General features: G+C 27.3%; 19 protein-coding genes. 1 reads left to right on the forward strand and 18 read right to left on the reverse strand.

Features of this window, described 5'->3' with window-relative positions; genetic code table 11:
- Positions 1-146: 146 nt before the first annotated feature.
- From ABDZ71_RS16815 to ABDZ71_RS16825, 3 genes are read right to left on the reverse strand one after another with little or no spacing between them, the layout of a single operon-like run.
- Positions 147-857: a zinc dependent phospholipase C family protein gene (locus ABDZ71_RS16815; protein WP_343763490.1), complete on the reverse strand. Its 711-nt coding sequence runs from the start codon at positions 855-857 to the stop codon at positions 147-149.
- A gap of 39 nt (positions 858-896) precedes the next feature.
- Entirely contained in the window at positions 897-2096 is a 1200-nt protein-coding gene (locus ABDZ71_RS16820; protein ID WP_343763492.1) for a PQQ-dependent sugar dehydrogenase family protein, read from the reverse strand.
- Positions 2097-2142: 46 nt separating this feature from the next.
- On the reverse strand, positions 2143-4686 hold the full coding sequence (locus ABDZ71_RS16825; RefSeq protein WP_425544734.1) for a calcium-translocating P-type ATPase, SERCA-type: 2544 nt from the start codon (positions 4684-4686) through the stop codon (positions 2143-2145).
- Between the two features lie 465 nt (positions 4687-5151).
- Here ABDZ71_RS16825 and ABDZ71_RS16830 point away from each other — a divergent pair, with 465 nt between their 5' ends.
- A complete protein-coding gene (locus tag ABDZ71_RS16830; protein WP_343763495.1) occupies positions 5152-6798 on the forward strand; it encodes a putative manganese-dependent inorganic diphosphatase in 1647 nt (548 codons plus the stop codon).
- 164 nt (positions 6799-6962) lie between these two features.
- Here ABDZ71_RS16830 and ABDZ71_RS16835 read toward each other — a convergent pair whose 3' ends face one another.
- From ABDZ71_RS16835 to fliO, 15 genes are all read right to left on the reverse strand, one after another.
- The gene (locus ABDZ71_RS16835; RefSeq protein WP_343763497.1) at positions 6963-7856 is read right to left on the reverse strand and encodes a multicopper oxidase family protein; all 894 of its coding nucleotides are present in this window, start codon (positions 7854-7856) and stop codon (positions 6963-6965) included.
- A gap of 159 nt (positions 7857-8015) precedes the next feature.
- Positions 8016-8417, reverse strand: a complete 402-nt coding sequence (locus tag ABDZ71_RS16840) for a hypothetical protein (protein ID WP_343763498.1) — start codon at positions 8415-8417, stop codon at positions 8016-8018.
- A gap of 348 nt (positions 8418-8765) precedes the next feature.
- Positions 8766-9554 (reverse strand): flagellar hook-basal body complex protein, encoded by a 789-nt coding sequence (locus ABDZ71_RS16845; protein WP_343763499.1) that lies wholly within the window; start codon positions 9552-9554, stop codon positions 8766-8768.
- A 79-nt stretch (positions 9555-9633) separates the two neighbouring features.
- Positions 9634-10401, reverse strand: a complete 768-nt coding sequence (locus ABDZ71_RS16850; RefSeq protein WP_343763501.1) for a flagellar hook-basal body complex protein — start codon at positions 10399-10401, stop codon at positions 9634-9636.
- Between the two features lie 12 nt (positions 10402-10413).
- Complete coding sequence (locus tag ABDZ71_RS16855) at positions 10414-10551, reverse strand: hypothetical protein (RefSeq protein WP_343763502.1); 138 nt, start codon at positions 10549-10551, stop codon at positions 10414-10416.
- Positions 10552-10628: 77 nt separating this feature from the next.
- Entirely contained in the window at positions 10629-11162 is a 534-nt protein-coding gene (locus ABDZ71_RS16860; protein WP_343763504.1) for a hypothetical protein, read from the reverse strand.
- Positions 11163-11174: 12 nt separating this feature from the next.
- Positions 11175-11903: a FliA/WhiG family RNA polymerase sigma factor gene (locus ABDZ71_RS16865; RefSeq protein ID WP_343763506.1), complete on the reverse strand. Its 729-nt coding sequence runs from the start codon at positions 11901-11903 to the stop codon at positions 11175-11177.
- Positions 11904-11917: 14 nt separating this feature from the next.
- Positions 11918-12583 carry a flagellar brake protein gene (locus ABDZ71_RS16870; RefSeq protein WP_343763508.1) on the reverse strand — a complete coding sequence of 222 codons (666 nt, stop codon included), beginning with the start codon at positions 12581-12583 and terminating at the stop codon, positions 11918-11920.
- A gap of 15 nt (positions 12584-12598) precedes the next feature.
- Complete coding sequence (locus tag ABDZ71_RS16875) at positions 12599-13462, reverse strand: MinD/ParA family protein (RefSeq protein WP_343763510.1); 864 nt, start codon at positions 13460-13462, stop codon at positions 12599-12601.
- A complete protein-coding gene (gene flhF / locus ABDZ71_RS16880; protein WP_343763512.1) occupies positions 13456-14661 on the reverse strand; it encodes a flagellar biosynthesis GTPase FlhF in 1206 nt (401 codons plus the stop codon). The genes ABDZ71_RS16875 and flhF overlap by 7 nt, the downstream gene beginning before the upstream one ends.
- Positions 14661-16724, reverse strand: a complete 2064-nt coding sequence (gene flhA / locus ABDZ71_RS16885; protein WP_343763514.1) for a flagellar biosynthesis protein FlhA — start codon at positions 16722-16724, stop codon at positions 14661-14663. The genes flhF and flhA overlap by 1 nt, the downstream gene beginning before the upstream one ends.
- A gap of 153 nt (positions 16725-16877) precedes the next feature.
- Positions 16878-18698, reverse strand: a complete 1821-nt coding sequence (locus ABDZ71_RS16890; protein WP_343763516.1) for a fused FliR family export protein/FlhB family type III secretion system protein — start codon at positions 18696-18698, stop codon at positions 16878-16880.
- 22 nt (positions 18699-18720) lie between these two features.
- Complete coding sequence (gene fliQ / locus ABDZ71_RS16895; protein WP_343763518.1) at positions 18721-18990, reverse strand: flagellar biosynthesis protein FliQ; 270 nt, start codon at positions 18988-18990, stop codon at positions 18721-18723.
- Positions 18991-19001: 11 nt separating this feature from the next.
- Positions 19002-19748, reverse strand: coding sequence for a flagellar type III secretion system pore protein FliP (gene fliP, locus ABDZ71_RS16900; protein ID WP_425544735.1), 747 nt, complete (start codon positions 19746-19748; stop codon positions 19002-19004).
- 13 nt (positions 19749-19761) lie between these two features.
- The gene (gene fliO, locus ABDZ71_RS16905; RefSeq protein ID WP_343763521.1) at positions 19762-20163 is read right to left on the reverse strand and encodes a flagellar biosynthetic protein FliO; all 402 of its coding nucleotides are present in this window, start codon (positions 20161-20163) and stop codon (positions 19762-19764) included.
- Positions 20164-20175: the final 12 nt, after the last annotated feature.

Consider the following 20175-nt stretch of genomic DNA (forward strand, 5'->3'; position numbering starts at 1 on the left):
AACAATCACCCACTTTTTCTAAAGTTGTTTAAAAACTCTCACTTTAAAATTTATATATTAGGCATATTCAAATCTATAACTAACTTTAAAATAATTTAGTTTCTACATTAAATAATTCTATGTAAAAAAAAAGAAATCCTCCTATATTAAGGAAGAAAAGAAATAATATCATTATAAAACAAAACCATAAATCCAGCTGTACTTTTTTGAGCTTCTGTTAATATCTTAGAAGCTATAACTTGATACCTCTGATCTGTATCATAAATATATGAACTTTTTATATATATGTTGTTAGCCATATAAGCATTGTTTTTTATAAAATCTTCTACACTCTTATATTTATTTATACCCCTATCTGCTTTAAAAGAATAATCATTAAAAAGCTTACTTATTATCCACATTTCAAATTTTCTATGACTTTTTAAAAGTCTGTTATTCACATGTTGTGGTACAGTAACATCTTGAACTAAATGGCAAGCTGCACCAAAATAAAACATAGATTTTTCTATTTCATTTCTTTTTAAAAAAGTTATAGCTTTTTTATAATACCTTTCACATTCTGTCAATGCATTTGAAAATCCAAACAAGCCTTTATTTTTGTTAAAATGATAAAAATGATTAGAACTTTTAAAATCTTGATCTGCCCAAGAAACCCCTTCATTTAAATTTCCTATATACTTTTTAAAAAACTTATACTCTTTTTCATAACCTTCTATTTTAAGAAGTTCTAACCCTCTAATATTTATATATTTATGAACAGTACAATTAGTTTTTAATAGCTTCTTTTTTAAAGGATTAACTGCATAAAAAACACCTTTTAATGCACTGCCGTAAGTTTTTTCCAATTTTCTTTTCATATGTTAAATTATACCCCTCTTTTCTTAATTATTTGAATATTATTTATCGTTATTTATAATATATATATATCCTCTATCATTGTCTAGCATTGTTATGTTATTTTTTATAATTTTTATACTTTTTATATTTCCTTTAGATAAATTACCTTCTTTATTTAAAATACCCAATTTATCTAAAGAATATATATTTTTACTCTCTTTATCATAAAAAACTATAGTATCTGGTTCTAAAACTTTACCCTCTTTGTCTACTGCTAAACTTCCTAAAGAATTTAATTTCTTATGTTGATATAAAGGTGCCGGTGGATTAGTCGATGGATGTTTATCTAAAACAAAATTTATTACAGTATTATTCTTCCCTTTAAATCTTGGGGAGTTTATAGGATCACCTCCAGAATAATCTGGAAATCCATACCAAACTCCTTTTTTTACTTTATATATATAGTCTAAATCCATTTTTACAGGTCTATAACCTCTGTTTTCCATTCCTGTAGTAGAAATAATCAAATTACCTTTTTTATTAAAATCTATGCCTTTAAAATTTCTTATTCCCCATGCATAAGTTTTAGCTTTATTATTTTTTATATTATATACAATAATACTACTATTGCCTGGAAAATGTTTAGGTATTATCTGACCTCTCATACTCTTTGTATTTTTAGTATTAAATGCACCAGCAGTATTTTTATTAAAATTTTGACCGGACAACATGATTTTGTTAGGACTTAAATCACAGAAAAAAGGATATTCTCTTACCCATTTATTATCTTCTCCAACTACTCCAGAATTAGTTGCTGCACCTATTGTTATATATAACTCATCCTCTTTGATTTTAACTAAACTTTTATTATAATCTCCTAAATTAGGAATATTATCAACTAAAACTGATGTTTTTTTGTTTTTTAAATTTAATTTATATACTTTAGTTTTTGATGCAAAATATAAAATATCTTTAGAATAATCTACACTTGTAATATTAAAATCAGCATTTTCTAATATATTATAACTTTTACCTTTATCATCTATAAATTGTATCTTATCTTTATAACATATATAATAGTTTCCTTTATCATCTACTGTAAAATCTACAGCACCTTTTAATCCTTTATGTTTAACAGAATATTTTAATTTACTATTGTTTAATTTTATATTATTTTCATAAAAAAAATTTTTACTTACAACAAAACTAATAAAAAATATTATAGATAATATAATTAAATCTTTTAATATTTTTTTCATAAAACCTCCAAAATGAAGTGCTATCTAAAAATATTACTTAAAGCATTTATTTAAAATATAAATAAATACTATTTATAAGAGCTATAGTTCCTGAGAAAAATACAACTATTAACCACTGACCTAAATTTAATGGCACTGTATGAAACACACTTTGCATAAATGGTACATATAATATACTCAAAAGCATTACTACTGATATTAAAACAGAGAATACTAAATATATATTAGTAAAAAACTTTATTTCAAATATAGAATGCTTTTCAGATCTACATTCAAAAACATGGATTAATTGAGACATTATAAGAGTACTTAAGGCCAATGTTCTAGAAGCCTCTAAGCTCATACCATAGTAACTTCCTACAATAAATGCAAGAACGGTACAAATTCCAATAAGTGAACCTCTTATAATTATTTTTTCTTTTAATCCTCTAGCAAATATACTTTCTCCCTTTGGTCTAGGTCTTTCACTCATTATATCTGTATCTGGAGGATCTACCCCTAAAGCTATAGCTGGAAGACCATCTGTTGCTAAATTTACAAATAATATTTGTATTGGTAAAAGTGGAGTAGGTAAATAAAATAATGAAGCTAAAAACATTGTAAGAACTTCTCCTAAATTACAAGAAAGGAGATATCTTATAAACTTTCTTATATTGTCATATATAACTCTACCTTCTTCTACTGCTGATACTATAGTTTTAAAATTATCATCTAAAAGTATCATAGATGAGGCTTCTTTAGTTACATCTGTTCCAGTTACTCCCATAGATATTCCAATATCCGCTTCTTTTACTGCTGGGGCATCATTTACTCCATCTCCAGTCATAGCAACTATTTTATTTTTATTTTTAAAAGCCTTAACTATTCTAAGTTTATGATTAGGACTTACTCTTGCAAATATAGTAGTATTCTTTATTCTTTTGCCAAGCTCTCTATCATTTAAGTTATTTATCTCATCACCAGTTATAACTTGATCTTGGGATTTACATATATCAAGTTCTTTTCCTATAGCATAGGCTGTATTTTTATGATCACCAGTTATCATAACTGGTCTAATTCCTGCCATTTTGCATTTAAGCACTGCACTTTTAACTTCTTTTCTTGGTGGATCTATAATTCCTGCTACCCCTAAAAAAATAAGTTTATTTTCAATTGAATAATCCTTTGATAAATTTCTTTCTCTATACGCTCCTGCAATACACCTTAATGCGCTATAAGACATTTTTTCTATAGCTCTTAAAATTCTTCTTTTATAATCTGGTGTAAACTTCTCAACTTTACCTTTTATATATATATAATCACATTTTTTTATTACTCTTTCTGGTGCTCCTTTTACATAACAGGTTTGTTTCCCATTCTCTTTCATTATTACAGACATCATTTTTCTATCTGAGTCAAAAGGATTATCATATATCCTAGTTGCTTTTGACATAAACTTTTTAACTTCATTAGTATTTTTAAAGAAGGCTTTTACAAGTGCTGTCTCTGTAGGGTCTCCAAGTATACTTTTATTAAGATTAGAAGCTTCATAATCCAAATTAAAATCATTACAATATGTAAATGCCTTCTTAAGCATTAAATTGCCATATATGCCTTCTTTATCTATATCAAAAAATTTATCATCTGCATATATTTTCTTTACAGTCATATTATTTTCTGTTAAAGTTCCGGTTTTATCTGAACATATTATAGAAGTACACCCTAATGTTTCTACTGCAGGAAGTTTTCTTATTAAAGCATTTCTTTTAAGCATCTTTGAAACTCCTAATGCCAAAGATACAGTAACTATAGCTGCAAGTCCTTCAGGTATAGCAGCTACTGCTAAACTTACCCCTAAAAGAAACATTTCATATTTGTTTTGTCCTCTCCATATACCAGTTAAAGTCACTATTATACATATTAATATACACAAAACAACTAATATCTTACCTAAATTATTAAGCTTTTCTTTTAATGGAGATTTCTCAACTTTTATATCATCTAGCATTTCAGCTATTTTACCCATTTCCGTTTTCATTCCTGTTTCTATAACTTTTCCTTTAGCTTTTCCTTTAAGTACTATAGTCCCCATGTATATATTATTATTTTTTGATTTGGAAGTCTTTTCTACTCCTACAGATTCTCCTGTTAATAAAGATTCATCAAGCATTAATCCGCTATCTTCTTTTAAAACACAATCTGCTGGAATTTTATCTCCACTTTCTAATATAACTAAATCACCAATAACTAAAGTTTCTGCATTTACAACTTTTACATTTCCATCTCTTATAACTTTAGCTGTGGGAGAGGATAACTCTTTTAAAGCTTCTAAAGACTTTTCTGTTTTAAATTCTTGTATAAAACCAAGTATTGCATTCATTATTACAATTACAAGTATTGTTATTGCATCTGCCTTTTCTCCCATTGCCCCTGAAATAATTGTAGCTACTATTAGAACCCATATAATAAAATCATTAAATTGTTCTAAAAATATTTTAATTGGAGATATTCTTTCTTTTTTCTTAAGTACATTAGGACCATATTTAGCTAATCTTTTATTAGCTTCTTTAGTTGTAAGCCCAAAACTTGACCTATCTTTAAGCTCGTATATCACTTAAATTCCCCCTATCCTTTTCCAATTATAGATATATACTTAATATATAGTTTTTTAACTAATACAATTTAAAATAAATAATTAGTTGTCATGGTATTTTGTAAACTACTCCTTATTAAAACCTACTAATAAATAACCATTATAAGAACTAAATTCATTGTATTTGAAAAATATCTATACCTCTTTTATTTGTTATTTATTTTTATATGGCTAAAACTAAAAAATAAATAATTTTTATATTGAACTATATATTGGCATTTTTATATAATAATATATGTAACATATTTTAAAGGTATGAAAAAAATAGAGATTTAATCTTTTTAATTTTTATATAAAGATTATAAAAAATAAACAACTAGTATAATAACTAGTTATTTATTTTCATATGTGTGGTCATTTATTTTATGATAAAATAGTTAATATGATAAATTTTATAAATTTAAAGACATTGGAGGAAATAATATGAATAATACTATTTACATAACAGGTCATAAAAATCCAGATACAGATTCTATCTGTTCTGCACTATGTTATGAAGACTTAAAAAAGAAATTGGGATTTAAAAATGTAAAAGCTTCTAGATTAGGAAATGTAAATAACGAAACAAAATTTGCATTAGATTACTTTGGAGTAGATGCTCCTGCTCTTATTGATACAGTAAAAACTCAAATTTCTGACTTAGACATAGATAAAATTAGCGCTATATCACAAAATTTATCTCTAAAAAAAGCTTGGAGCATAATGGAAGAAAAAAATGTTAAAACTCTTCCAGTAGCAGATGAAAATGGTAAATTAGTTGGACTTGCATCACTTTCTAATATAACTTCTACTTATATGGGAATATGGCATAATGATGTATTAACTAAATGTGGCGCTCTATTAAGCGACATTAGAGATACTTTATCTGCTGAAATAGTTTATGAAGCAAACAATAATTCTAAATTTCAAGGAAAAATAATAGTTGCTTCTATGCAACCTGAAAATATGAAAAATCACATAAAAAACGGAGATATAGTTATTTGTGGTAATAGATTTGATACTCAAGAAGCTATATTAAATTGCAGTGCATCATTAATGGTTATAACAGGTAATCATTCTATAGATGATTCTATAATAAAAAAAGCTAAAGAAGCTAACTGCTCTTTAATAGTTACACCTTATGATTCATTTACAACTTCATTACTTATAACTCAAAGTCTTCCTGTAAGTTATATAATGACTAAAGAAAATATATCTTCTTTTAAACTTACAGATTTTGTTGAAGATGTTAAAGAGGCTATGCTTAAAACAAGATTTAGAAACTATCCTGTAGTAGATGAAAATAACTGTATAGTTGGAACTATATCAAGATATCATCTAATGTCTGCTAAGAAAAAACAAGTAATACTTGTTGATCACAATGAATCTGAACAATCTGTAGACGGATTAAACGAATCAGAAATACTTGAAGTTATAGATCACCATAAAATTGGTAACATTGAAACAGATGCTCCAATATACTTTAGAAATCAACCTGTTGGATGTACTGCTACAATAATTACTAATATGTTCTTTGAAAATGGACTTACACCATCTAAAAAAATTGCAGGACTTTTATCTTCAGCTATAATATCAGATACTTTACTATTTAAATCTCCAACATCTACTGAACTTGATAAAATAACATTAAAAAAATTAGCTGAAATTGCTGAAATTGATCCTGAAAAATACTCTGTAGAAATGTTTAAAGCTGGTACTTCTTTAAAAGGAAAAACTGTAAAACAACTTTTACATGAAGATTTCAAAAACTTTAGCTTAGAAGGTCATAAAATCGGTGTTGGTCAAGTATCAACTATGGATGCTGAAAGCTTTAACCCATTAAAGGAAGATATGATAAAATTAATGGAAAAAGAAGCAGAAGAAGATTCATATGATGGACTTGTTTTAATACTAACTGATTTATTAAAAGAAGGCTCTTATGTATACGCTATAGGAAAAGATAGTGAAGTAATAGCATCTGCTTTTGGAAAAGAACTTGAAGATGGATATAGCTTATATGCTCCTGGAGTACTATCTAGAAAAAAACAAGTAGTACCTCCAATTACTAAAGCAATAAAAGATAATAACTAAATATAATAAATAAAAGCAATAGAGCTATAAAACTCTATTGCTTTTATTATGCTAAAATTATTAATATATATATTTTAAACCACATAATTATAATATATCTTATTTTCATATTATAGATGGCACACTTAATAAAGCTTTCTTAATAAATAAAGTTCAATATTACTTTATTCATATACTACAGCAGTTGTCATCCCACCTAAAGGTAAGGTCATATTATTGCTAACATGATGTGGAAAATGACAATGAAGTGGCCAACGCCCTGGATTATTAGCTAAAAATTCAACATCTCTTGTAGTTCCAGATGAAACAAGTATTGTATTCTTTTTAAGCTGGTTTTCTTTAGGAATAGAATTACCATCTACTGCCGTCTCATAAAACTGATGTCCATGAAAATGTATAGGATGATTCATCATTCCAATATTTCCAAATCTTAATCTTACACGCTCTCCTTCTTTAACCTCTAACCTAGTTGTATAAGGAAAACACCTACCATTTATAGTGAAAAAGTTTGCCATGCCTGCAAAAGGATCAATATCATAAATTCCCTTTTTTAAGACACCTTCCTTTAATCCTTGAAGTTTAAATGCATCTAACATAAGATAATAATCTCTTTGTATGTTTTCCTCTGATTCATTAGGATCAAGTATAATAAAACCACCTTGTAATCCCATCATATCTTGAAGAACAGTATGAAAATGAGAATGATACATATGTGTGCCTGGTGGGTTAGTAATTTTAAAATGATAGTCAAAATAATGTCCTGGATAAATTTTAGGTGAAGGCTCTATAGCAGGTACCCCGTCCATATCATTTGGAACATCTAAACCATGCCAATGAACGCTAGTTGGTTGTGACAACTTATTATATACTCTTATACACACATAATCACCTGGATATACACAAATAGTAGGTCCTGGGGTAATTCCATTATATCCATATGCATTCATATAAATACCAGGAAGGATTTCGCTTCTTACATAACCTGCTACTAAATTAAAATACTTAACTCCATCTTTTTTAGTATAAGGTAAATTAGGTATATTAGGGGTAATAACCATAATTAAATATCTCCTTTAAAATATTAATTTAAATGCGCCTTATATCACTAAAATGCAAGATCTGTGCCAATATATAAGCACAGATCCACTATGTTTTCACTTTATAATTTTAAATATATTAAATATAATTCTTAATATAAAAAATAATAGCTGTCTAAATTAATCTAGTATTTCTTTAATATTTACTCTCTCTATATTTATTCCCTTCATAAAACAGTTTTTGTCACTGTTTTTATTGTCATCTAAATTATACTCTGGATGACCTTCTGTGCCATTTCTAGATGAATTCATTCTTTCATAACTTGGCATAGAAGCCTGGTTATCAATTTCATTTTCTGGAGTTTTCCACTCATCTTCATTAAAGTTATCATCATAATCATACTCTTCAGCATATTCTTCTGGTTCTTCTCTTGGATTACTTCTATTCATAGGTACATTATTATAGCTATACATGCAAGGACACATAAAATATGGATTCATAGGTTGATTAGACATTCTAGCTGAATTTAACCAAACATTATTTACAGGACAATAATATAACCTATTCATATTATTATTCATTATAATTCCTCCTATAAGCATTTATAACACTACCGATTTAAACTACATATTATTAAAATATAAGTAAATCAATACTATTATATGAAGCATCATTTTATTTGTTTACAAAATACCTATTTAAAATTGTATATAAAATTTTATTAAAGTAACTCTCTTAATAAATAATACATACATTTAACTTTAATAATATAAATTTACTATATAGCTATGCTTTAAAAATTTTAAATAGAACAAAAGATATAGAGCCTCTTTAAGTAAAAATAAAATGCTTCCTTTATAGAAACAATTTTATTATTTAAACTGTTTACTATAAAGGAAGCATATCATTTAAAAACTATCTTTAAATTTCTATTTTCTCATATTATTAACCATACTCCACATTTCATCTGCTGTTGTTATTCCTTTAGAGCTTAATTGAAATGCTCTTTGAGTTAGTATCATATCAGTCATTTCTTTACCAACATCTACATTAGAATTTTCTAAAAAACCCTGTTCAATAGAAAAATCATTTTCTATATATGAATTCGCATTAGGATTTAAAGTATATAAATTATTTCCTGATGAGATAAATGCATTATCTCCTACAGCATTATATATATCTATATTACCTACTGGCATTGTTCTTCCTTCTCCTTTAAATTTAAGAGAAATAGTACCATCTTTACTTACTACAAAATTATCTTGATTAAATCCGCCATTTTGAGCTAAAAGCTGTCTACCCTGATTAGTTAAGTTTATATCTAACTTATTTCCACTTTTATCAACTAAATCTCCAGCTCCATCTACAATAAAATCTCCTGCTCTTGTAAAAGCTTTATCTCCATTTGGTAAAGTAACTCTAAAGTATCCTTTACCATCTATAGCTAAGTCTGTAGAATTCCCTGTGTTTAAAAGAGAACCGCCTGTTCTATCCTTAGTCCATCCACTAGTTTTAACACCAGTACCTGTTTGTATAGGATCTGTATTTGAAGTTGGATATCCTTGTCTTTTTAAAGTTTCATAAACTAAATCTTGAAAATTAACATCACTTCTTTTATATCCAACTGTATTAACATTAGCTAAGTTATTAGATATACAATCTAATTTTTGTTGTTGTGCCATAAGTCCTGTCTTACTATTCCACAAAGATCTTAACAAAATATCACCCTTTTCTTTTAACCATATTAAAATAAATAACACTTATACTAATTAGTTATTTGTTTTAATGTACCTTATACTATCTTACAACTCCAACTTCATTTACAGCTTTACCTAAGGTTTCATCTAAAGATTGTACCACTTTTTGGTTAGTTTCAAAGCTTCTCATAGTAGTTAACATATTAATCATTTCATTAGTCACATTAACATTAGATTTTTCAAGAGAACTTCCTCTAACAGAGGCATTAACTCTTTGAGGATTATCTCCTTGAATCAAATTGTTTCCTACTTTTTTTAGAGAATCATAATTATTGAAATCCACTGTATCCATTGTATAAGATGGCACTCCATCTAAACTTATATTCCCAGCACTATCAGTGCTTATTTTTGAATCTCCTATGTATATAGATTCTTGTCTACCAGTATTAGAATTTATACCCAATACATTATATCCACTATCATTAACTAAAAATCCGTTATTATCTACATGAAAATGTCCATCTCTTGTATAATAATTTTCTGTTCCGTTATTAACAGTAAAAAATCCTCTGCCTTCTATAGCAAAATCTGTAGATTTGCCTGTATCTTCGATAATTCCTTGAGTATAAAGGGTATCTACAGCATCAATTTTATTACCAAAACTTAAACTACCTAATATATTAGAAACATTTCTATTTCCTATTCTTTTATCATGGTTTTCTATTAAAACATCTTCAAATTTTTTAAAAGCTAAGTTGTCTGTTTTATATCCAACAGTATTAGCGTTAGCTAAATTTGAACTTATAGTATCTTGTTTAGCTTCTAAAGAAATCATCCCAGATACTGCTGTATATAAACTTCTTATCATTTTACCACTTCCCTATTTAGATTTTTTAGGCTTATTTGAATTTGCCTTATTAATAACCTTCATATCCTGTGGATATTCCATTCCTAAATTTTTAGCCTTACTTTCTATTTGACTTTTACTTAAATTGTTATCTATTTTCACAAAAGTCATTATAGAAGTAGCTAGAATTATTCCAATGCCGATTCCTATTAAAACCCTTTTATCACATACAAAATTAAATGCTTCTTTTATTTTGCATATAATTCCTTTATTAATAGTACTTCCCCCTTACCAATTTGAAGTTTATTAGCTATATGTTCTACATTACAGCCTTTTTTAAGGAGTTTATTTACTTCTTTAATTTTTTCATTTTTATCCTCTTTATTATATTCGTTACTTTCCTCATAAACATTTATATCATCTTTATTATTTTCTTCTTTTACTTTACTTATTTCATCACTAATACCACTTAATTCAATAGCTTTCTTTGAATTCTCATAAAATTTATATAGTCCCTTATCTTGCATAAGTATACTTCTTATATATTTGAATTCTTTTTCAGATTGAGATTTATATTCTTTTAATTCTTCAATCTCTTTTTGAAGTTCTAATATTGTTTCTGCAAATTCTTTTCTTAAATCTCCTATATCCTTTTTACTTTCATCTAAATTATCAATATTAAATTGAAGCTTTGAATGAAAAGAATTATTTTCTTTATTCAAAGCTTTTACATTTATAATTATAAGAACTATTGCTAGTAGTATCAAAATTAAACTTGCCATATGTAACTCCCTCTATACATTATATTTAAGCTTTTTCATAGCTTTTTTTAAATGTAGTATTGCTCTGCTATGTAATTGACACACTCTAGATTCAGATACACTTAATATCTTTCCTATTTGTTTTAAAGTTAACTCTTCATAATAATACAAAGTAAGCACTAATCTATCCTTTTCATTTAAAATATCTATTCCTTTAGCTAAATACTCTAACTGTTCTTCCTCTTCTAAATGACTTTCAGGATTAGGACTACTATCATCTTGTATAGTTCCTATAAGAGGAACATCATCTTCTGAAGAAAATATTAAATCTTCTAAAGAAACTACCGATATATAATTTATGTAGTTTTCTATAGACATAACTTGACTTATTTTTAATTCCATGTAATCTGCTATTTCTTTTATTTTAGGTTCTCTGTTTAAATTTTTCTGCAGAAACTCTACAGCTTTGTTATATCTAGTAAGCTTGTCCATTGCTCCTTTAGATATAGGACTGTTTCTTCTTAGTTCGTCTATCATAGATCCTTTTATTCTTATAGAGGCATAAGTAGAAAATTTCATTCCCTTACTCTCGTCAAATTTATTAAAAGCATCCATAAGTCCTACCATACCATAACTTACTAAATCTTCATATTCTATATATTTAGTCTTTCCTATGATGACTCTAGATGCTATATATTTAACAAGTGGTATATACTTTTTAACTATTTCTTCTTTTTTATCTAATTTATTAGCTAACGGCATGAATCTATCCTCCCTTATGATCTATGAAGTTGTTTACGCATTGTCATAAATATAAATCTTATTATTTTTTCCCTATTTCTATCATCTACTTCAATAAATTTAATCCCATATACTGTTACATTATTATCATCTTTTTCTTTTCTTACTATTTTAGATTTTAAAGTTATAGTTTCTTCATCAAAAGGTATACTCATTATAATAATTTCACCTAAAAATAATTCTCTTTTTGAAGAAAGTTTTGCTCCACCTCCACTTAAATCTAATATAGTAGCATTAAAAAATTCAATATCTAAGTTACCATTAAATTGGCCTTTTGTTATATCCTTTAATTCTTTAGTTTTATTCATACAAGCACAACATGTATCTAAAAGTACATTTATTCTTACAAAACTTCTTCTTTGAACTTTTTTATAACTTTCAGGTCTTTTTATTTTTAACATTAAAATTTTATCTATTTTTCTTCCTGTAACAATAGTTGTAAATTTTAATATATCTCTTCCATTAAAATATAACCCGGTTATTTGTTCATTTTCATGAAGTGGAAGATAACTTCCTTCACTAACAGGAATGCTTATATATAAGCTATCATCTTTTATATCCTGTATAATGCTTTTGTAATAGCCATCTTCTCTTTCTATTTCAACCCTATTATTAACTTTAAATAAGTCTTTATTATTCAACTATTCCAGCTCCCCTTACGAAAATATGCTAAATAACTTTTTAAATAATCCGTCTACCCCTAATCCGTTGTCATTTTTATTAAACCCTAACACTTTATTTGCAATATCTAAAATATCCCTACTAGGTTTACATTTAGGATATAAAATAGTAAATGGATTCTGCTTTCTTATAGATTGTGTGATTTTTCTATCTTCTGATATTGAACCTAAATAATCTAAGTCTATATCTAAAAACCTTTTTGATACTGCTCTCATGTTTTTATAAGTTTTTATTCCTTCTTTAGAATCTATTGTTCTATTTACAACTAGTTTGGCCTTTGTTTTTAATTTAAAATAAGAAACAGCTTTTATTAATCCATAGGCATCTTTTAAAGAAGTAGGTTCTGGAGTAGTTAGAACAATTAAATCATCACAGCAATTTATGAATCCTAAAACAGTCCTATTTATTCCCGCTCCTGTATCCATTATTATATAATCCCATTCTTTATAATATGTTAGTTTTTTGATAAATATCTGTATTTTTTCTTCCCCTAATTCAGAAAAATCACAAATACCACTACCTGCTGGAAGAAGCATTACACCTAATGGTCCTTTAACCATAACTTTATTTAAATCAACTTCACCTGATATAGCATCATATATATTATATTTTGATGCTATACCCATAATTACATCATCATTTCCCATACCTACATCTGCATCTAATATCAATACCTTTTTCCCTAATTTTTGAAGATGTATTGATAAGTTCACTACAAAATTACTTTTCCCTACTCCTCCCTTACCAGAAGTAACAGTTATAATTTTAACTTTATGATCGTAATCTTTATCGTTTACTTTTTTCACCAAATTTCTCAAACTAGCTGCTTGATCTAACATAAGTTTTTATCTCCTAGTATAAGTTCTATAAGTTCATCTTTTGTAGCTTCTTTTATATCATCAGGAACGTCTTGACCTATAGTAATAAAACTTATAGGCTTCTCTGAAATATCACATATATTAAGAATTGAACCATAAGTTGTTGTTTCATCTAATTTCGTCATTATTACATCATCATACTCTAAAACTTTATATCCATTTATTATAGTCTCTATATCCCTATTTTTAGTAGTAGAACTTACAACTAAATGTATATTATCTGGACTTACTTTATTAATAAAAGCCCTTAATTCTGATATTTGCATAACTTTTTTACTACTTCTACCTGTTGTATCAATTAATATAACATCACAATCTTTAAGATCTGAAACAGCTTTTTCCATTTCTTTTAAAGAAAAAACAACTCTAAATGGAATGTTCATAATATCTGCATAAGTTTTAAGTTGCTCTACAGCTCCAATTCTGTAAGTATCAATTGTTATAAGGCCTACTTTTTTCTTATCAACTAAAGATATTCTACCTGCAAGTTTTGCTATCGTAGTAGTTTTACCTACACCAGTAGGTCCTATTAGAGCTGTAATCTTTCCAATATTATCATTAGAAACTTTTATCATATTTTCCATTACTATTTTTAATTTCTCTTTTACTTCAATGTTTTCCTCTATATTTTCTACTTTTTTTGATATATTCTTTGCTAAATTTTCATTTATGTCTTTTTCTATTAACTTTTTGATTAAACTTTCTTCTTTTATTTTACCATCATTAGAAATATTTTTTAACATTTTTTTCATTTCTTTCATTTCTTTTAAAAGTTTGTGTTTTTCTATATCTTCATCCAATTCTAATTCTGGTTCAATAATAGGTTTTACATTCTCTTCATTTTTAGCTTCTAAATTACTGTTAGTTGCTTTTCTTAAAGATTTGTAAAATTCATCATGAAATACATTTTTATTATTTAAATTATTATTTAATTCTTTTATACTATTTTTTATATCTTTAAACTCTTTATTATTCTCTTCATTTTCTTCTTTAGAAGAAGCTGTTGCAGTAACTTCTATTAATTTTTTAGAAAATAATCCTAAAAAGCCACCTTTTTTTACTTTTCTTTGACTTATTATAATAGCATCTTTACCCATTTCTTCATTGATTTTCATCATTGCTTCATTCATTGTACTTACAACATATTTCTTTATAATCATTATAAAGTTACAACTCCTTCAGTTTTGATTTCAACATCATTAGGTACTTCATTTAATGAAAGTACACTTACTGCTGGGAAAACCATCTCTATAAGTCTTCTAAAGGCCGCTCTTACATTAGGTGATACTAAAATTACTGGTTGATTGTTATAAAAATAAACTTGATCTAATTTCCCTTTAAGAGCTCCTAATATATTACTTGTAGAATCTGGGTCTAATGCTGGAAAAGATCCTTGCATTGATTTTTGTATATTATTTGCTATTAAGCTTTCTATATTAGGATCTAATGTTATAACTGAAAGTTTTCCTGTTTCATCAATCAAAGGATTGCATATATTTCTAGCCAAAGAGAATCTTACATATTCTGTTAAAACTTCAATATCTTTTGTAGTTCTAGAATTATCTGCTAAGGATTCTAATATAGTTACCATATCCTTTATAGATACTCTTTCTTTTAATAAATTTTGGAGAACTTTTTGTATTTCACCTATTGTCATTAAATCTGGAATAATCTCTTCCACAACTGCGCTATATTTATCTTTCATAGAATCTATAATTAACTTAACTTCTTGTCTTCCTAAAAGTTCATAGGAATGATTTTTTATAGTTTCTGTAAGATGTGTAACCATAACTGTAGTTGGATCAACAACAGTTAAACCTTTTATTTCAGCTTCTTCCCTTTGATCTTTGTTAACCCATATAGCTGGAAGTCCAAAAGCCGGTTCTATACCTTTTATACCTTCTATATCTGATTCTCCAGTAGGATCCATACAAAGAAGCATATTAGGCATAAGATCTCCTCTAGCTGTAACAGTTCCTCTTATTTTTATTACATATTCATTAGCTTTTAACTGAAGATTATCCCTTATTCTTATAGGTTGTACAACTATCCCCATTTCAATTGCACATTGCCTTCTTACAGAAGTTATTCTTTGAAGTAAATCTCCTCCAGAAGCTTCATCTGCTAAAGGTATAAGACCATAACCTATTTCTATTTCCATAGGCTCTACAGATATTAAGCTCATTACATTTTCTGGTTCTTTACTTTCTATTTCGTTCATTTCTATCTCTTCTGCTTGAACTTTACTTTCTTCCTTTGCTCTATTTTCCTTATATAAAAGATAAGCAGATATTAATAAAGCTGCAGCTAATATAATAAATGCTAAATGTGGAAGTCCTGGTATCATAGCAAGAACCAAAAGTACTACTGATGCTATTGCTAAAACCTTTGGAAATCCTGTTAATTGCTTTCCAAGTAAAGATCCAAAATTTTGGCTACTTCCTGATCTAGTTACCAATATACCTGAAGAAGTAGATATTAAAAGTGCTGGTATTTGACCTACTAACCCATCACCTATTGTAAGTCTTGTATATGTTTGAGCTGCTGCTCCAATTTCCATTTTAAGCATTACAGTTCCTATTATTATTCCCGCTATTATATTTATAAAAGTTATTATAAGTCCTGCTATAGCATCACCTTTTACAAACTTTGAAGCACCATCCATTGCCCCATAAAAGTCTGCTTCCATTTGGAGATTTTGTCTTTTTTCTCTAGCAGTATTTTCATCTATAACGCCGGCATTTAAATCTGCATCTATGCTCATTTGCTTTCCTGGCATAGCATCTAGTGTAAATCTTGCAGAAACCTCTGAAACCCTGCTGGCACCACTTGTTATAACAACAAATTGAATAATTACTATTATAAGAAATATTATTATACCTATAACATAATTTCCACCGGTTACCACATTTCCAAAGGTCTCAATTATTTTTCCTGCATAAGCATCTCTTAAAATAAGTCTTGTAGATGAAAGATTTAAACCTAATCTAAATAACGTTGTAATTAAAAGTAATGTTGGAAATACAGAAAACTGTAGTACTTCCGTAGTAAACATAGTAATCAAAATAATTACTATGGAAAAAGTTATATTAAGTGCTAAAAGCACATCTAAAATACCTGTAGGAAGAGGAATTATTATCATAAGTATAATACCTATAACTCCAAATGCTACTATAGTATCCATATTGTTTTTTATGTTAAATCTTTTTCTAGTGCCTTCCACAAAATCACCTCACATAATTTAGTCCTATCTTATCCCGTTGACTTATAACTCTCATCTTTTATAAAAAATAAGAGTGTATCATACCTTTTAAAAAATTTTTAATTCTATATGTAATAAAAATCCCTTATCAAACTAAAAATTATAATTATAATATTAATCAAATTTACATACTACAGCTAATATTTCTGCTACTGCTTGATACATTTCTGCTGGTATTTCTGAATCTATTTCTACTTCACTATACATAAGTCTAGCTAAAGGTTTATTTTCTATTATAGGCACATCGCTATTTTTAGCTACATATTTTATCTTTAAAGCTAAGTTATCTGCTCCTTTAGCTACTACCTTTGGAGCATTATCTCCTTTTTCATATCTAATGGCTACAGATATATGAGTAGGATTTGTTACTACTACTGTAGCTTTAGGTACTTCTTGCATCATTCTTTGCATTGCCATTTCTCTTTGCTTTTGTTTTCTTTTAGATTTAATCTCTGGATCTCCTTCATCTTGTTTATACTCTTCTTTTACCTCTTGCTTTGTCATTTTTAAGTCTTTATTATGTTGGAATCTCTGGTATATATAATCTACTACACATATAAATATTAAAACTAAAGTTATCCTAAAAAATATATCAGAGGTTATCTTTATGATATTTTGAATCATTTCCCAAGGTCTTAAAGTTCCCAAGTTTAAAATCTTCATATAATTATCTTTTATAAAATTATAACCAACAAGTCCTACTACTGTTATAACAGATATATCCTTAAGAAGCTCCATAACACTTCTTAGAGAAAACATACGCTTAAATCCACTTATAGGATTAAGCTTTTTAAAATCTGGTTTTAAGGGCTCTGAAGTAAATATAACGCCGGTTTGTAGAAAACTTGCTAAAGTTCCCATAATCATTATTGGTAATACTACAGGTAATACTATTTTACTCATTCTAATTAAAGTTAGTAAAGCTATACTCTTTAAATTAACATAACTTAAAGTTGTATTTAAATAATTTCCTAAAAATCCTCCCATAGTATCTTTTAACTCATTTGCTACATAAGACCCTAAAGTTACCATAACAATGGTCGATGCTAATAGAGTAAAAGCAAGTCCAACTTCTTTACTTCTTGGTATTTGACCTTTTTTTCTAGCATCTTTCTTTTTTCTTGGAGTTGCATCTTCTGTTTTCTCTTCAGATGCAAACACAATAACTACAGGTATAAATTTATAAAAGTCCTTTATTATATCTGGCAGGTCATTGAAAGATTGTTCTATTACATTTAAAAATAAAGGTAATGCTAGACAAAAACATAAAAGTCCAACTAATATTTTAATTGGAAGACCTAATATCATTACGTTTAATTGTGGAACAGTTCTTGCAACTAATCCTAAAGTTAAATCTGTTATAAGTATTATAAGAACTATTGGTATAGCTATTTTTAAACTTATGTAAAAATACTGAACAAATCCATCTATTATAACTCTTATAGCTTCGCCTTTAAGCCAAAAACCACCTAACCTTATAATATTAAAGCTTTCTACTAGAGCTCTAATTAACATATGGTGACCATCTATAATAAAAAATATTATTACACTAAACCAGTATAACACTCTTTCAAGTAACGTAGCATTGCTGTTTGTGTTAGGATCAAACATGCTCATCATAGCAAATCCAACTTGCATGTCCATCATATTACCTGCATATCTAACACACATAAAGGAAAGATTTGTAATATATCCTAAAGTAAAACCTGCTACTATTTCATTAATACAATTTAATATAAGTGGTATAGGCGTAGTTATCGTATTTACTCCGCTAATATCTATACCTGGTATCAATATGTATGCCATAACTAATCCCAGAAAAACTTTTAATAAATTAGGCGTTCCTTTTGGAAAAAATATAGGAACCATAATAAAAAAAGCAAGTAATCTAAGAGAAATAAGAACAATAGCTGTAGCATATACTGGACTTATCAAAATTTATCTCACTCCTCTTTATCTATTGAATTATCTGGGATATATGAGCAAATATTCTTTCTGTAAAAGCTACTATTTGATGTAACATCCAATTACCTGTAAAAAGTCCTACTAAAGCCACTGCTACAAGTTTTGGAACAAATGTTAATGTTTGTTCTTGAACTTGAGTTGTAGCCTGAAGTATACTTATTATAAGTCCCACAAGTATTGCAACTACAAGTATTGGTGCTGATACTAAAAGACCTGTATAAATCGCATCTTTTATAATTCCCATTATCATATTTTCACTCATCTAAGTCACCTCTAACTAAAACTCATAACTAACGATTTTATAAGTAAATGCCATCCGTCTACCATAACAAATAATAATAATTTAAAAGGTAGTGATACCATAACCGGTGGCAACATAAACATACCCATAGACATAAGAATACTTGCTACTACTAAATCTATTATTAAAAAAGGTATGAAAAGTAAAAATCCTATTTGAAAGGCTGTTTTAAGTTCACTTATTATAAATGATGGAACAACGATGTATAAAGGAACATTATCTTTTGTAACTTCAAAATTAGGTTTTGCTATATCTACAAATAATTTTAAATCTTTTTTTCTCGTTTGTTTTAACATAAACTCACGAAGAGGCTTAGCTCCTATTTCTATAGCTTGCTCTTGAGTTATCTTTTTATCAACATATGGTTTTATAGCATTACTATTTATATTATTATAAACAGGTCTCATTATAAATATAGTAAGAAATAACGCTAATCCTATAAGCACTTGATTTGGTGGAGTTTGCTGTGTTCCCATAGCATTTCTTAAAAATCCAAAAACTACAGTTATTCTAACAAAACTTGTCATCATAACTATAAAAGATGGTAAAAGAGATATTACTGTCAAAAATATAAATAATTTAATATTATCTACATATTGACTAGGAGTAGTTGCTTTATCCACTGAAATATCTATTTTAGGTATAGGCATAGGACTATCTGGAGCAGCATAAGCTTTAACTTTAAATAAAACCAATACTATAGTAAAAGTTGTAAGCATTATTAGTATTTTTTTACTGTTTTTTCTCATACCTTTTATCTTCCTTCTTAAAACTAAGTTTTTTGTACAATCCATTTAAATTATTTTTCATGCAAAAATCTTTTAAGCTATCATACTGTGGAATGGATTCTTGTTTTGCTTTTTCTATATCTAATACTTCTTTTTCTGTAAGTTCTGTCATAATTTCCATTCTTCCATGGGTTGAAGACATTACATAACCTTTATCTCCTATTTTAGCTAATATAATTGAATTCTCTTTAGATATTGGAACTCTTTCTAATATTTTTATATATTTACCATTTTGAAATTTTTGGAGTTTACCCCCACCATATTTTAAAGATAAATATATAAGAATAACTATAAAAGGGATAAATATTACTATTTTTAAAAACATCCATAAAATTTCAAAATCCATTCTATTTGCTCC

The organism is Clostridium oceanicum (assembly GCF_039521385.1).
GTDB lineage: Bacteria > Bacillota > Clostridia > Clostridiales > Clostridiaceae > Clostridium_F > Clostridium_F oceanicum.